At 60.6% G+C, this 15047-nt stretch carries 12 protein-coding genes; 10 read left to right on the forward strand and 2 right to left on the reverse strand.

Annotated elements, in window-relative coordinates; genetic code table 11:
• Nucleotides 1-325: 325 nt before the first annotated feature.
• Nucleotides 326-550, reverse strand: a complete 225-nt coding sequence (locus ACR0M9_RS07030) for a DUF1127 domain-containing protein (protein WP_480773185.1) — start codon at nucleotides 548-550, stop codon at nucleotides 326-328.
• Between the two features lie 925 nt (nucleotides 551-1475).
• Here ACR0M9_RS07030 and mraZ point away from each other — a divergent pair.
• From mraZ to ACR0M9_RS07075, 9 genes are all read left to right on the forward strand, one after another.
• Entirely contained in the window at nucleotides 1476-1943 is a 468-nt protein-coding gene (gene mraZ, locus ACR0M9_RS07035; protein WP_480773186.1) for a division/cell wall cluster transcriptional repressor MraZ, read from the forward strand.
• A gap of 4 nt (nucleotides 1944-1947) precedes the next feature.
• Nucleotides 1948-2940, forward strand: coding sequence for a 16S rRNA (cytosine(1402)-N(4))-methyltransferase RsmH (gene rsmH / locus ACR0M9_RS07040; protein ID WP_209504536.1), 993 nt, complete (start codon nucleotides 1948-1950; stop codon nucleotides 2938-2940).
• On the forward strand, nucleotides 2937-3305 hold the full coding sequence (gene ftsL / locus ACR0M9_RS07045; RefSeq protein ID WP_209504535.1) for a cell division protein FtsL: 369 nt from the start codon (nucleotides 2937-2939) through the stop codon (nucleotides 3303-3305). Before rsmH ends, ftsL begins: the two co-directional genes overlap by 4 nt.
• Complete coding sequence (locus ACR0M9_RS07050) at nucleotides 3302-5089, forward strand: peptidoglycan D,D-transpeptidase FtsI family protein (protein ID WP_480773187.1); 1788 nt, start codon at nucleotides 3302-3304, stop codon at nucleotides 5087-5089. Before ftsL ends, ACR0M9_RS07050 begins: the two co-directional genes overlap by 4 nt.
• Nucleotides 5090-5111: 22 nt before the next feature.
• On the forward strand, nucleotides 5112-6611 hold the full coding sequence (locus tag ACR0M9_RS07055; protein WP_480773188.1) for a UDP-N-acetylmuramoyl-L-alanyl-D-glutamate--2,6-diaminopimelate ligase: 1500 nt from the start codon (nucleotides 5112-5114) through the stop codon (nucleotides 6609-6611).
• Nucleotides 6608-8002, forward strand: coding sequence for a UDP-N-acetylmuramoyl-tripeptide--D-alanyl-D-alanine ligase (locus ACR0M9_RS07060; RefSeq protein WP_480773189.1), 1395 nt, complete (start codon nucleotides 6608-6610; stop codon nucleotides 8000-8002). Before ACR0M9_RS07055 ends, ACR0M9_RS07060 begins: the two co-directional genes overlap by 4 nt.
• Nucleotides 8003-8038: 36 nt before the next feature.
• Nucleotides 8039-9121, forward strand: coding sequence for a phospho-N-acetylmuramoyl-pentapeptide-transferase (gene mraY, locus ACR0M9_RS07065; RefSeq protein ID WP_480506250.1), 1083 nt, complete (start codon nucleotides 8039-8041; stop codon nucleotides 9119-9121).
• A 149-nt stretch (nucleotides 9122-9270) separates the two neighbouring features.
• Nucleotides 9271-10668 (forward strand): UDP-N-acetylmuramoyl-L-alanine--D-glutamate ligase, encoded by a 1398-nt coding sequence (gene murD, locus ACR0M9_RS07070; RefSeq protein WP_480773190.1) that lies wholly within the window; start codon nucleotides 9271-9273, stop codon nucleotides 10666-10668.
• 109 nt (nucleotides 10669-10777) lie between these two features.
• Nucleotides 10778-11152 (forward strand): glycine zipper family protein, encoded by a 375-nt coding sequence (locus tag ACR0M9_RS07075; RefSeq protein ID WP_480475937.1) that lies wholly within the window; start codon nucleotides 10778-10780, stop codon nucleotides 11150-11152.
• 23 nt (nucleotides 11153-11175) lie between these two features.
• On the opposite strand, the gene ACR0M9_RS07080 is transcribed toward ACR0M9_RS07075, so the two are convergent.
• A complete protein-coding gene (locus ACR0M9_RS07080; RefSeq protein WP_480624587.1) occupies nucleotides 11176-12357 on the reverse strand; it encodes a BaiN/RdsA family NAD(P)/FAD-dependent oxidoreductase in 1182 nt (393 codons plus the stop codon).
• An 839-nt stretch (nucleotides 12358-13196) separates the two neighbouring features.
• On the opposite strand from ACR0M9_RS07080, the gene ACR0M9_RS07085 reads away from it, so the two are divergent.
• Entirely contained in the window at nucleotides 13197-15020 is a 1824-nt protein-coding gene (locus tag ACR0M9_RS07085) for an adenylate/guanylate cyclase domain-containing protein (RefSeq protein ID WP_480773191.1), read from the forward strand.
• Nucleotides 15021-15047 lie beyond the last annotated feature (27 nt).

Consider the following 15047-nt stretch of genomic DNA (forward strand, 5'->3'; position numbering starts at 1 on the left):
CCGAAAAACAGAAAACGGCGGTTCCCAGGGAGGAGGAGAGGGAACCGCCGTCTTGTCAACATCAGAGCAGGGAGGAGGAGAGCCCTGATGTATGCGAACCCGGGTTTGAATCCGGTATGAGGAAGACGCGGCGATGTCAGGGAGGAGGAAGACATCGCCGCGCGCTTTCAACATCAAGGCAGGGAGGAGGACGCCCCGATGTATTCGTGTCCGGCGGGTTGAGGCCGGTATTAGGTGCGGCAACGTCAGGGAGGAGGAAGACGCTGCCGCTGATTACAGACCCTAAGGGAGGAGGAAGGGCCTGATCTCAGTATGCGTGTCGCGCTTACCGCGCGGTTTGTTCGTTTGCCGCCTGCAGGGCAACGCGGCGGATCATCGAGCGGTGCAGGCCAAGATCGGCCAGCTCGTGGTTCGACAGGGCGGACAGTTCATTGACCGTCTGGCGATACATGCGATAGCGCACGAACCGGATCTTTGCGTTTTCCAGAACTGCGCCAAAACCGAACGCCGGTGCATTCTTTACTGCTGTATGCGTGCTTGCGACTGCCATGCTCATCATCCGTATCTTTTTGTCTTGCCGGTATCGTCCGGCCCTTGCTTGAGACTGAAGATAGGCAAATGCTGCAATTGCACAATAGGTCGCGACATCAATGCTGCTATGCAGCAAATGCATAGATTGGCTCAGTTTTTTCATTTCGCAGCGATGCGCCTTGAAAATATGGGGTCGACCCTAGGTCAGCTTTGGCAGGGGCATCTGGCCCTTCCCGGTGGCCTGCCTTTGAATTGAGCGCACTCGGCGGGAAAATGGGCAAAACATATCCGTTCTGATGTTGACAAGGCTTGGGTAAATCGCTCGTGGGAAATCATGGGGCGATGTGGTCGCGTGGGGGAGATTGCTGGAAAACGACCCGAAATTCTGAACGATTCGAAGGGCGGATTGTGCATTTGAGGCCAATATTTCCAGTCCAAAAGAAAAGTGGGCAAAATTCTTGGGAAATCGCGGGAAAAATTTCGACCGATGAATTTTCCAATATATAGGGGTGTGTTATTCGCCACCCGCTAAAACTGGTGTCACGAAGCTCGAATCCTTCAGTGACAATCCAGTCTGGCCGTGTTCCTCATGACACGTTGCGCAAAATTCCTATTGATTTCCATGAATTCCCATGTCATCCCTTATACATCCGATGAGGACGAGGCAGCAGGGGCACCAAACGACCCCGACCAAAAATATTCAGGTTTCATACAGGCATCTCGCTTTCATCAACCAAGAGATCCGGCGCGCGGGCGAGCAGACATCCCCCCAGGTGGCGCGCGCAGCTGGACATCCCGCAAAGCGGGTCAATGCGGCGGGTTGATCAGTGGCAGCAGATCAACCCGCCGTTTTTCATCCGGGGGGAACGTGAATTCAAGGTGGGGCGCAAGCGAAAGGGACAGTCGTCTTGGCGCGCAGGTTTAGAGGTGAAAGCCACCACAAGGTGGATACGAAGGGCAGGGTGTCGATCCCGGCCTCGTTTCGCCGTGTGCTTGAATCGTCCGATCCCAACTGGCAGCCCGGTGACAACCCCGAACTGGTGATTGTCTATGGTGACCACCGCCGCAAATACCTTGAATGTTATACCATGCAGGCGATTGACGAGGTTGATGCCAAGATCGATGCCCTGCCGCGCGGCTCGATGCAGCGGCGGATGTTGCAGCGCATGTTCCATGGTCAGTCCTTCCCGACCAACGTGGACGAAACCGGGCGTCTTGTGCTGCCCGCCAAGCTGCGCAGCAAGATCGGCCTCGAAGGCGAGGCGTTCTTTATCGCCGCAGGCGACACCTTTCAGATCTGGAAGCCCGAGACCTACGAGGTCGAGGAACTGGCCAAGACCGAAGAATGGATGGATGATCTGCCGGACGATTTTGACCCGATGCAGTTCCTAGACGGCACCGGGGATGCGTAACGGCATGGCCGGCGCTGCGTCCTCATCTGAAAAACCACATATCCCCGTTCTGCTGCGCCCCTTGCTGGCTGCGGTTGCGCCGGTCACGGGCATCTGGCTGGACGGCACGTTTGGCGCGGGCGGCTATACGCGCGGGCTGTTGGAGGCCGGGGCAGACAAGGTAATCGGTGTAGACCGTGACCCGCTGGCCTTTGAAATGGCGGCAGATTGGGCGCAGGATTACGGCGACCGGCTGGTGATGCAGCCCGGCGTATTCTCGCGCATGGACGAATACGCGCAGGATCTGGATGGCGTTGTGCTGGATCTTGGCGTGTCCTCGATGCAGCTGGATCAGGCCGAGCGCGGGTTTTCCTTCATGAAGGACGGTCCGCTGGATATGCGGATGAGCCAGCAAGGCGAAAGCGCCGCCGATCTGGTAAACACAGCGACCGAGGCGCAACTGGCCGATATCCTGTTCCACTATGGCGAAGAACGCGCCAGCCGCCGGATTGCCAAGGCGATTGTCCGGGCGCGAACCGAGGCGCCGATCACAACCACCCTGCGTCTGGCCGAGATTGTCGAATCCTGTCTGCCACGCCCGAAACCGGGGCAATCGCATCCCGCAACGCGCAGTTTTCAGGGTCTGCGGATCGCGGTGAATGCCGAGTATGAAGAGCTGTTTCAGGGCCTTATGGCCGCCGAACGTGCGCTGAAACCCGGTGGGCAGCTGGCTGTTGTCACCTTCCATTCCATCGAGGACCGGATGGTCAAACGGTTCTTTCAGTCGCGCGCGGGCAAAACAGGGCGTGCGAACCGCTATGCGCCCGAGATGGAACAGGACCAGCCGCAATTCACGCTGAAGACCCGCAAGGCTGTTGGGCCCGACGAACAGGAATTGCAGGAAAACCCGCGCGCGCGCTCGGCCAAGCTGCGTGTCGCGATCCGCACCGATGCTCCGGCGGGGGAAATTGAGGCCCGCGCCATTGGAATGCCTCAACTTGGGGGAAGGGCAAGATGAAGAGTGTTTTGTATGTGTTGACTGCTCTGTCCGTGTTCGGATTGGCGCTTTGGGCCTATCAGGAGAATTATCGCACCCAACAGGTGGTGAAGGAAACGCAATCCCTGCAACGCGAGATCGGCATGGCGCAGGTGCGGCTGGCGGTCCTGAACGCAGAATGGGCTTATTTGAACCGCCCCGACCGGCTGCGAGAACTGGCGGACCTGAATTTTGAACGCCTTGGTCTGCTGCCTCTGCGGGCCGAACAGTTCGGGCGCGCCGATCAGATTGCCTTTGCCGAAGACCCGGACCTGCCCATCGTTGACCCGATTGAATTGCAGGCCATCACCGACATTCAGGCATTGGGCGAGGTGCAGATCCCATGACACGCACGCCCCTTCGTCCACTGGCCCGTATCCTTGACGCCCGCGCCCGTGGCGAAAACCCAAAGGCGATCGAGCGTGAAAACATCCGCAAGCGCCACGAAGACATGAAAGACCGCGCCCGCGTCCGCGCCGAAGGGCGTCTGCTGGTGCTGGGGCTGTTCTTCTTCTGCGCATTCTCGGTGGTTGGCGTCCGCATGGGCATGTTGGCAACGTCCGAGGTGCAGGAGCCACTGGCCAATGCGCCGGGGGCCGCGATTGCTATGCAGCGCGCCAATATCGTCGACCGCGAAGGGCGCATTCTGGCCACCAATCTGGATACCTATTCCGTCTACGCGCAGCCGCCACTGATGATCGATCCGATTGCGGCAGCAGATCAGCTGGTCGCGATCTTCCCCGATCTGGATAAAGAGCGTCTGGTCAAGGATTTCACTGGCAAGCGCAAGTTCCTGTGGATCAAGAAACGCATTTCGCCCGAACAGAAACAGGCCGTGCACGACATCGGTGATCCCGGCATCCTGTTTGGCCCGCGCGAGATGCGCCTCTATCCCAACGGCAAGTTGGCCGCGCACATCCTGGGCGGCTCCGGTTTTGGCCGCGAGGGCGTCAGCGCCGCCGAGGTGATCGGTGTGGCCGGGGTGGAAAAGCAGTTTGACGACTATCTGCGCGACCCGGCCAATGGCAACAAGCCGCTGCAACTGTCGCTGGACCTGACCATTCAGGCCGCGGTCGAACAGGTGCTCTACGGCGGTATGAAGATCATGAACGCCAAGGGCGCATCGGCGGTTCTGATGAATGCGCATACGGGCGAGGTTGTATCCGCCGCCTCGCTGCCCTCATTCGATCCCAATGATCGTCCGCGCCCGCCGACCTCGGGGTTTGATCCCTCGGACAGCCCGCTGTTCAACCGCTATGTGCAGGGCGTGTACGAACTGGGGTCGGTCTTCAAGATTTTCACCGCCGCGCAGGCGGTTGACCTTGGGCTGGTGAACTCGAACACCATCATCGATACATCCGGCCCGATGAAGATCGGGCGCTTCCCGATCGGAGAGTTCAACGGCAAGAATTACGGCAAGATCAGCGTGGCGGATGTGATCGTCCACAGCTCGAACCGTGGCACCGGGCGTCTGGCGTTGCAGATCGGCGCGCAGCGGCAGCAGGATTTTCTGAATGCGCTCGGCATGTTCGACCCGACCCCGTTTGAGATTGTCGAGGCCACGGGAGGTGTGCCGCTGAAGCCAAAGAAATGGGGCGAGCTGAGCACCGTAACCATTTCCTACGGCCATGGCCTGTCAACCAGCCCGATGCATCTGGCGGCGGGATATGCCGCGATTGCCAACGGTGGGCACTATGTCAGCCCGACCATCCTGCGCCAGAACGGCCCGCAATACGGCCCGCGCGTGATGTCGCAGGGAACCGCGCGTCAGGCGCAGAAGATGCTGCGCAAAGTGGTGACGGATGGCACCGCCAGCTTTGGCGAGGTGAAAGGGTATGACGTGGCTGGCAAGACCGGCACGGCAGACAAGCCCAAGCCACGCGGCGGGTATTACGAAGACAAGGTCATCGCCACTTTCGCAACGCTCTTCCCGGCCTACGATCCGAAATATGTTCTGATCGTCACGCTGGATGAACCTTCAATCGTGGCTTACGGCGAAAAACGCCGCACCGCAGGCTGGACCGCGGTGCCAGTAGCTGCCGAACTTATTGGTCGCGTGGCACCTCTGCTGGGCTTGCGTCCCCGGCTTGAGCCTGAGGCGGGCGCTGCTATAACGCTGACCTCAAACTAGGCTGTCCGGCAAGAGGTGGGTCATGGGCACAAGGACAAAGAAACTCAGCCAACTGGCCCTGACCGCGCGAGGCGGGGTTAACCCCGAGATCACCGGTCTGGCCGTTGACAGCCGCGAGGTGAAAGACGGTTTCCTGTTTGCAGCCCTTCCAGGCACGCGGGTTCATGGTGGTTCGTTCATCCAATACGCCCTGCGCATGGGGGCCGCCGCCATCCTGACCGATGCCGAAGGGGCGAAAATCGCAGCAGCTGATCTTGCAGCGTCGGATGCGGCGCTGGTGGTTGTCGAAGACCCGCGTCAGGCGCTGGCCGGGGCCGCCGCGTTGTGGTTCGGCGCGATGCCGCAGACCATTGTTGCGGTCACCGGAACCAATGGAAAAACCTCGGTTGCCACCTTTGTGCGCCAGATCTGGACCGAACTGGGCCACGCCGCCGTCAACCTTGGGACAACCGGGGTCGAAGGGGCATGGACCGCACCGCTGGCCCATACCACGCCCGAGCCGATCACCCTGCATCGCTGTCTGGCGGAAGCCGCCGAAAACGGTGTGACCCACGCCGCGATGGAGGCCTCGTCCCACGGCCTCGAACAGCGCCGCCTGGATGGCGTGCACCTGACCGCTGCCGGGTTTTCGAACTTCACGCAGGACCATCTGGATTACCACGAGACTTTTGAAGCGTATTTCGCAGCCAAGGCTGGGTTGTTCGACCGGGTTCTGCCGCAGGATGGCACCGCGGTCATCAATCTGAGCGATCCCAAGGGGTCTCGGGTCCGCCGGATCGCCCAGGCGCGCGGTCAATCGGTGCTGACCGTCGGGTTGGGCGACGCCGATCTGTGCCTGATCAACCAGCGGTTCGATGCCACCGGGCAGGATCTGCGATTTGCGTGGCAGGGCCGGACCTTCCAGACCCGCCTGAACCTGATCGGAGGGTTCCAGGCCGAAAACATCCTGCTGGCTTGCGGGCTGGTGATTGCCGCGGGCGACAGCCCCGAACGGGTTTTTGAAACGCTGCCGCATCTGACCACCGTGCGCGGGCGTATGCAGCTGGCCGCAACCCGCGAAAACGGCGCGACGGTTTTTGTGGATTACGCGCACACCCCCGACGCCGTGGCCACCGCTCTCAAGGCGCTGCGTCCGCATGTGATGGGTCGTTTGATCGCCATTGTCGGCGCGGGCGGCGACCGCGATGCCACGAAACGCCCGCTGATGGGAAAGGCAGCTGCCAACCACGCAGATATGGTTTTCGTCACCGACGACAACCCACGCAGCGAAGACCCCGCCGCCATACGCGCCGCTGTCATGGCAGGTGCGCTCGAGGCAGCGGGCGACGTCAGCGTGACCGAGGTCGGCGACCGCGCCGAAGCCATTCTGCGCGGCATCGATGCCCTGCAACCCGGCGACGCACTGCTGATTGCGGGCAAGGGCCACGAAACCGGGCAGGTCGTTGGCGATCAGGTGCTGCCCTTCGATGATGCCGAACAGGCCAGCATTTCCGTCGCCGCGCTGGACGGGAGGGTCGCATGACGCTCTGGACAGCATCCGAGGCCGCTCAGGCAACGGGTGGACGGGTCACGACCGACTGGACCGCTGATGGTGTCTCCATCGACACGCGCACCCTTCAACCCGGTGATCTGTTTGTTGCGCTGAAAGCGGCGCGGGACGGGCATGAGTTCGTTGCCCAAGCGCTTGAGAAAGGCGCAGGCGCGGCTTTGGTCTCGCATATTCCCGACAACGTATCGCCAGACGCACCACTGCTGATCGTTGATGATGTGCAGGCGGCGCTCGAGGCTTTGGGGCAGGCAGCACGCGCCAGAACGAATGCACGTGTGGTAGGGGTGACCGGCAGTGTCGGTAAGACGTCGACCAAGGAAATGCTGGCCGTGATCCTTGAAACGCAAGGCAATACCCATGCCAGCGTGGCCAGTTACAACAACCACTGGGGCGTTCCGCTGACCCTTGCACGGATGCCGCGCGACACTGAATTCGCGGTGATCGAGATTGGCATGAACCATCCGGGCGAGATTGCTCCGCTGGCCCGACAGGCCCGCCCGCATGTGGCGCTGGTTACAACCGTGGCGGCGGTGCATTTGGAAGCCTTCGAGTCAGTCGCTGGCATCGCCCATGAAAAAGCAGCGATCTTTGAAGGGCTCGAACCCGGTGGCGCGGCAATCGTCAACGCAGATATCGACCACGCGGATATCCTGCGCCAAACGGCACTTGGGCAGGGGGCCGGGATCGTGGATTTCGGCCAAGGCGCAAAGGATTACCGGCTGACCGACGTTCAGCAGGGGGCGAACACCGTGATTGCCGAAGCTGCCGTTGGTGATCAGGTATTCCGCTTTGCGGTGAACTCTGCCGGTACGCATTTCGCCATGAACGCGCTGGGGGCCTTGGCTGCCTGCGTGGAACTGGGTGTCGATCTGGATCAGGCCATTGCGGGCCTGCGCGTATGGTCCCCGGTCAAGGGGCGCGGTGTACGGGAAAGCATTCCTCTGCCCGGCGGCGGGCAGATCGAACTGCTAGATGACAGCTATAACGCCAACCCGACCTCGATGGAGGCCGCGCTGGATGTGCTCGCCGCCTCACAAGGCAAACGCCGCATCGCCTTTCTGGGCGATATGAAAGAGCTGGGCGTGCAGGAAGAGGCGATGCACGCCGCCATGGCCGATGCCAAAGCGATGGCACATGTTGATCAGGTGCATTGTATAGGCCCGTTGATGCGGGCACTGCACCACGCGCTGCCCCCGGCAAAACGCGGCCTCTGGTCTGAAACCAGCACCGAGATGGCCGAACGGTTGCCTTCGCTGGTCAGGGATGGCGATACTGTGCTGGCCAAGGGCTCTCTCAGCATGGGATTGGCCTCGATTGTTGACGGTCTGCGCAAAATGGGGCAAGGGGGCGCGCTTGATGGGTGATCACGCCCATGCGCCTCGTGTAAGAAAGGTATTGTCATGCTGTACTGGTTGACCGCCCTGTCGGATGGCGGGGATTTCTGGAACCTCTTCCGGTATATCACCTTCCGCGCAGGCGGTGCCTTCATGACGGCACTGATCTTTGGGTTCATCTTCGGAAAACCCCTGATCAACGTGCTGCGCAGAAAGCAGGGCAAGGGCCAGCCGATCCGCAATGATGGCCCCGAGGGGCATTTTTCCAAGGCAGGCACGCCAACAATGGGCGGGTTGCTGATTGTCGGGGCACTTGTGACCTCGACCCTTGTCTGGGCGCGTCTGGACAACCCTTATGTCTGGATGGTGCTTTTCGTGACCCTGTCTTATGCGGCCATCGGATTCGCGGATGACTACGCGAAGGTCTCAAAACAGAACACGCAGGGGGTTTCAGGCAGGATGCGCCTCGCATTGGGCGTGATTATTGCCGTGCTGGCTTCGCTTTGGGCGACTTTGCACCATCCTGAAGCGTTGCAGAACCAGCTGGCTGTACCCGTATTCAAGGACACGCTGGTCAATCTGGGCATCTTCTATATCCCGTTTGCGATTGTCGTGATCGTAGGGGCCGCCAACGCGGTAAACCTGACCGACGGTCTGGACGGGTTGGCCATCATGCCAGCGATGATCGCCGCCTCGACGCTGGGCGTGATCGCCTATGCCGTGGGCCGCGTCGACTTTACCGAATATCTCGACGTGCATTACGTGCCCGGCACCGGTGAAATCTTTATCTTCACCTCAGCGCTCTTTGGCGCGGGTCTCGGGTTCCTATGGTATAACGCCCCCCCGGCGGCGGTATTCATGGGCGACACCGGATCGCTGGCGCTGGGCGGCGCGCTAGGCGCTATTGCCGTGGCCACCAAGCACGAGCTTGTTCTGGCTGTTGTCGGCGGCCTGTTCGTGGTCGAGGCGCTGAGCGTGATCATTCAGGTCCTCTACTTCAAACGCACGGGCAAGCGGGTCTTCCTGATGGCCCCGATCCATCACCATTATGAGAAAAAAGGCTGGGCCGAGCCGACCATCGTCATCCGCTTCTGGATCATCTCGCTGATCCTGGCGATGATCGGTCTGGCAACGCTGAAGGTGCGGTAAGGCTCCCGCCAGGTTCGGTGGGCCTGCGGCCCTCCTGCCACCTGTTGGGCCCGGCTCGCGCCGCAGCGCGAGCCTGACACGCCCCTTGTCATTGTGATTTTCTTCAGTGCAGTGTGGCCTCCAAATCCAAATCAAAGAAGGTGTGTAGAATGATCCCGGTCAAAGGCTTTTCAGGGCAGAAAGTTGCGGTTCTGGGATTGGGCCGGTCCGGTCTGGCAACCGCACGCGCCTTGCGCGCAGGCGGGGCGGAGCCGGTCTGCTGGGATGACAACCCGACAACCCGCGCCATAGCCGAAGGCGAAGGATTCTCCTGTGCCGACCTGCGCAAACAGGGGGCTTTTGACACTATTGCCACGCTCATCGTTTCACCGGGCATTCCGCATCTTTATCCCGAACCCAACCCCGTGGTTGCCGCAGCCTTGGATGCAGGCGTGCCAGTCGACAACGATATCGGCCTGTTCTTCCGCTCCTTCGCCGGACCGGAATGGAACAACTATGACACGCCTCCACGGGTCATTGCGGTCACCGGCTCGAACGGGAAATCAACCACTGCTGCTCTGATCCACCACATCCTGACCGAGGCCGGGCGCGAGGCGCAGTTGGCCGGAAATATCGGGCGCGGTGTTTTGGATATCGATCCGGGTGGCGATGGCTCGGTCGTGGTGCTGGAACTTTCCAGCTATCAGACGGAACTGGCCCGCGCGCTGACCCCGGATGTGGCGGTGTTCACCAACCTTTCGCCAGATCATCTGGACCGCCACGGTGGCATGGGCGGATATTTCGCGGCTAAACGAAGGCTGTTTGCCGAAGGCGGCCCGGACCGCGCGATTGTCGGCATCGACGAAACCGAAGGTGCGTTTCTGGCCGGGCAACTGGCCGAAGGGCCGGCGGATGACCGTGTAATCCGTATCTCGGTAGCGCGGAAGCTGACCGGGCCGGGATGGCAGGTCTTTGCGCGCAAGGGGTTTTTGTCGGAATACCGCAAGGGGCGGCAGGCCGGGTCCATCGACCTGCGCGCGATCAAGGGCCTTCCCGGTGCCCATAACCACCAGAACGCCTGCGCGGCTTATGCGGCCTGCCGGTCGCTGGGCCTTGCCCCGCGGGTGATCGAAGATGCGCTGCACTCGTTCCCGGGCCTGCCCCACCGCAGCCAGATCATCGCCGAGGCCGACGGGGTTACCTATGTCAACGACTCCAAGGCGACCAATGTCGACAGCGCCCTGAAAGCGCTTATGGCGTTCAAAAAGATCCGATGGATCTGTGGCGGCCTTGAAAAGGAAGGCGGTGTCGCAGCCCTGAACGCAGCAGCGGATCAGGTGATCAAAGCCTATGTTATCGGTCGTGAGGCAGCTGGCTTTGCGATGCAACTGACGTCCGACGCACAGGTTTGTACCACGATGGAGGCGGCAGTGGCGCAGGCCATGGCGGATGCACAGGCGGGCGAGACCGTTCTGCTGGCCCCGGCAGCAGCAAGTTTCGATCAATATGACAATTTCGAACAGCGTGGCGACGATTTCACAGCGCAGGTGCAAAAACGGCTGGGCTAACACCGCACCTGCAACAGCCCGCCAGTAGATGTGGACATTTTTCAGTCAGATTGACACTTTGTTGGAATTGAGGTTGCGTCACCTTAAGTTCAATAAAGAGGAAGCGGAAATGTCTGCACGCAAAATTCTCTCCATCCTTCCCGTCGTTGCACTGGCCGGGGCCTGTGCCAATAGCGGGGCAAATTATGTTCCTATCATCGACGGGCCTGTGGGGCCGAACTACCAGTCCGATCTGGCCAATTGTCAGGCGCTGGCGCGGTCCCGTCCGACGCTGGACAGCAACACCGCGGGCGCTGCCGCCATCGGCGCGGCCGGTGCTGCGGCAACCACGGCAATTATCGACAACAGCGCCAGCGATCTTGGCCGTGCGGCGGCGGCCGGTGCTCTGGTCGGTGTGGGTGCCAGTGCGATCAGCAACACCCAGAACCAGGAAGTGATCGTGCGCAACTGCATGCGCGGTCGCGGCTACAACGTCGTAGGTTAATGCCGCGCAAACGGAAGTGTAGGTTAATGTCTGGCGGCAATGGCAACACCTGCGGCATGGCCTGATGACCACGCCCATTGAAAGTTGTAGCCGCCAAGCCACCCGGTGACATCCACCGCTTCGCCAATCGCATAGAGGCCAGGGACATCCTTGGCCTCCATCGTTTTCGATGACAGATCATCGGTATCTATTCCGCCCAGTGTGACCTCGGCAGTGCGATACCCTTCGGTTCCCGACGGTACCAGCCGCCAGTCAGACAGGGCCGCGACCAGTTCAGACAGCTTCGCGTCCGACTGATCGGCCAGATTGCCGGACATCGGAATGACTTGGCTCAGATACTCGACCAGCCGGGACGGCAGATGCCGCGCCAGTTCCGTTGTCAGCGCCTTGCGCCCGGCGTTTTGCCGTTGCGCACGCAGCAGATCGAACAGGGGCAGTTCGGGGATCAGGTTCACGCCGATCTCCTCACCTTCGCGCCAAAAAGAGGACAGCTGCAAAACGGACGGCCCGCTGAGGCCGCGATGGGTGAACAACAGCGCTTCGTCAAAACTTGTGCGTTTGTTGGAAAGCCGCACGGGCAGGGAAACACCGGACAGGTCCTTGAACCGGCCATCCGAAAAGGTGAATGGCACCAGCGCCGCGCGGGTGTCGGTCACCCGCAGGCCAAACTGCCGGGCAATGTCATAGGCCAGCCCGGTCGCGCCCATCTTGGGGATGGATTTGCCCCCCGTGGCCAATACCAGATTGGCACAGGTCAGATGCAGGCGCTGCCCCTCACGCTCGACCTCCAGCGCGAATCCGGTGCCATCCTTGCGCAGATCACGCAGCGCGGTCTGCACCCACAGCTCGGCACCGGCGCGGCTCATCTCGTCCAGCAACATCTGGATGATCTGCTTTGAAGAGCCATCACAGAACAACTGCCCCAGCGTTTTCTCATGCCATCCGATGCCGTGCCGGTTCACCAGATCGACAAAATCCCACTGCGTAAACCGGGCCAGCGCGGACTTGCAGAAATGCGGGTTTTGCGACAGGAAGTTGTCCGGGCCTGCATACATATTGGTGAAATTGCACCGACCTCCGCCCGAGATGCGGATTTTCTCGCCCGGCGCCTTGGCGTGGTCGATCACCAGCACCCGCCCACCGCAACGGGCCGCGCACATCATGCCTGCCGCTCCGGCGCCCAATATGATCGTATCGAACCTCATGCACCGCCCTTGGCGTGGATTTTCGGCGATGACAAGGGTGAAACCCGGCGCATCGGGCCTGAGGCAAAGGATTTAGTTGTCAGGTGAATGATTCCCGGAAAATCGGGGCCTGCGGGCGGTGACACCCTTGCACGGGGGCCGGTTTGGGCTGGTTGTCGGGATTTTGCGCGGGTGTTTCGGGGCTGGGCTGGAAGGGTGCAGATCGCAGAAAACTACGTTCGGGTCCGATCAAATTGGGGCACCGTTCAGGTTGTGCAAGGCATCTGATCCCGCCACATGTGGGGCCACCAAACAGGGTGGTGACTGGCTTGACCGGCAGAAACGGTGAGGGCCGGGCAACGTTCGGATACTTTTTGGAGAATCGATTTCCGGTACCTGTCAGCCGCTGTTGCGTCGTACTGTCCGCCCGGTTCAGCGGCAACAGGAAGGTCCAATGCCAAGGACTTGACCGGGGTCAGCCCTCGCGCACTCCTAACGGGAAGTCTTGCCGCATCAGCCCGTCTTGCCCGCCAAGCACCAAGCGCCACAGATGCCGGGTAAATTGGCCAAATTACACCGAAAAATATGTGCAAAAATAAAAATATGTCGACGGAAGTTCACTAAAACAATACAATAACTCTTATTATTTTGAACTTAACGCATTTTAGAAACCAAATCTCATCAGCGGGCCGATTAATGCCTCGTGATTTCCATTCAGGCCCGTGGCCCGTCCCGCGCAATGCAGCGCCATTCACACCCGTCGGCTGCATTTGCAATCGCAACACGCCTCTGATGCGTGCCAGCCCGCCTGTTTTCGGGGTGGCACATTTCAACAAGTTAAAGAGTTCCGAGACACGATCATGGGTATTACTCTGAATTTGAACAATCCAAGCGACCTTCCCAAGGCGCGGCTCAGGGCGATCCTGTTCCTTGATGCATGTGATTACTCTGCCGCCGTCCGCGAGGCCGAGCTTGAAACGCTGGCCAGAATCCGCCGCGATCTGAACTGCGTCAGCGATCTGGTTAACAGCTTTCGGGGCCGGGTGACCGGCCTGACCGGTGACGGGCTATGCGCCGTCTTTCCAAGTGCGCGTGCCGCCGTCGAAACTGCGCTGGGGGTGCAGGATGTCCTGACCCATGCCCCCGACCGGTACGCCAAGGGGTATCGAATTGGGATACATCTGGGCGACACGTTCGAGGTTGACCAGCAGATCATCGGTGACGCCGTGAACACGGCAGCGCGCATCGAAAGCGTTGGTTCATCCGGCGAGGTTCTGGTCTCAAGCGTTGTGCGCAATGCGCTGCGCGGGCGGCAGGATTTCCTGTTCAACTCGATCGGGCGGCCCAATCTAAAGAATATCGGTGCCTCGCTCGAGCTGTTTAAAGTTGCACGCGCAACAATCGACGTCCCCTATGAGAAGGACGGAAAAGAACAGCCGGTTCCTGTTCCCGCCAACCCAACGGCTTTCCGGTCAGAACAGCTGTCGTTCACCTTACCGCGCCCGAATTTCGTGATCGGTCTGTTGTCTCCGGATGTAGGGGGTGGTTCCGAAACCGCGGCATTCGTGTCCAACATCGTTGCGGAACAGCTGTCCAAATCCCTTACCGAAACCGAAGCGCTTGAGGTTCAGGATTACCGGGTGCCGCAGATTGCGTTCCCGCAGGAACCTTTGTCGGCAGGGCCTGACCTGTTCCTGCAATGCCGCGCCTCGACCTGTGGCAGCATGTTGCAAGTGTCCGCCACAGCAATGCGGTCGGAAGACAGGAAAGTGATCTGGAGCCAGAATGTAGTGGCCGATCAGGGTGACTTTCTGGGGCAAAACTGCTCGGGTCTGACATCGTTCATCAGCTATGCCACCGACGCTTTGCTGACGGCTTTGCTGAACGGGCGTCACATGCGCGACCCGGCCTCCCATCACGCGGCGAAAACCGCCGTTGCCGCCGTGCATCACCTGCTGACGATGACGGGGCCGGGGCTGGACCAGCTCGAGGCGGATATTCTGGCGGCTTACGAGCTTGATCCCAAGCCGGTCTACCTTGCGTGGCTGGCTTATGTCACAACATTCAAGGTCGGCGAACGGTACGGAACCTGGGATGCTACACTGGAAGCGCAGGCGCGCGATCTGGCCCGCCGCGCTGTCGAGGCTGACCCGGATAACGGCACTGTTCTGGGCCTTGTCGCCCACGTGCATTCCTACGTGTTCCGAGAGTTTTCGGTGGCGCAGGATCTGGTCGACCGTGCGCTCGAGCTCAGCCCGTATCGTGCGATGAGCTGGGATTCCGCCGCCATGCTCTATTGCTACACGGATCGTCCGGCGCTGGCAGTGGAAGCTGCGCAGAAGGCACGGCTTATCGGACGGCACAGCCCGTACCGGCATCTGTTTGACGGGGCAGGATGTGTCGCCGCGCTGGTCAATGGCGAGTTCGAGAAATCCATCAGGTTCGGCGAATCCGTGATGGAGGTTCAACCGCAGTTCAAGACCGTCATGCGCTATCTGGCTGCGGCTTACGGGCACGCAGGTGACCAGCAGCGAGGCGAGTTCGCCTTGCAGCGGCTGACCAATCTGGAACCGGACATGTCGCTGGCCTGCATCCAGCAGGACCGGTTCCCGGTGCCAACACGGTTCAGCGCGCAACTGATGGAAAGCGGCCTGTCCAGGATCGGATTGCCGCAACACTCTTGAAGTAGGGGTAAAAGTAGGGGGTTTACT

Source organism: Ruegeria sp. CH2 (genome assembly GCF_056537065.1).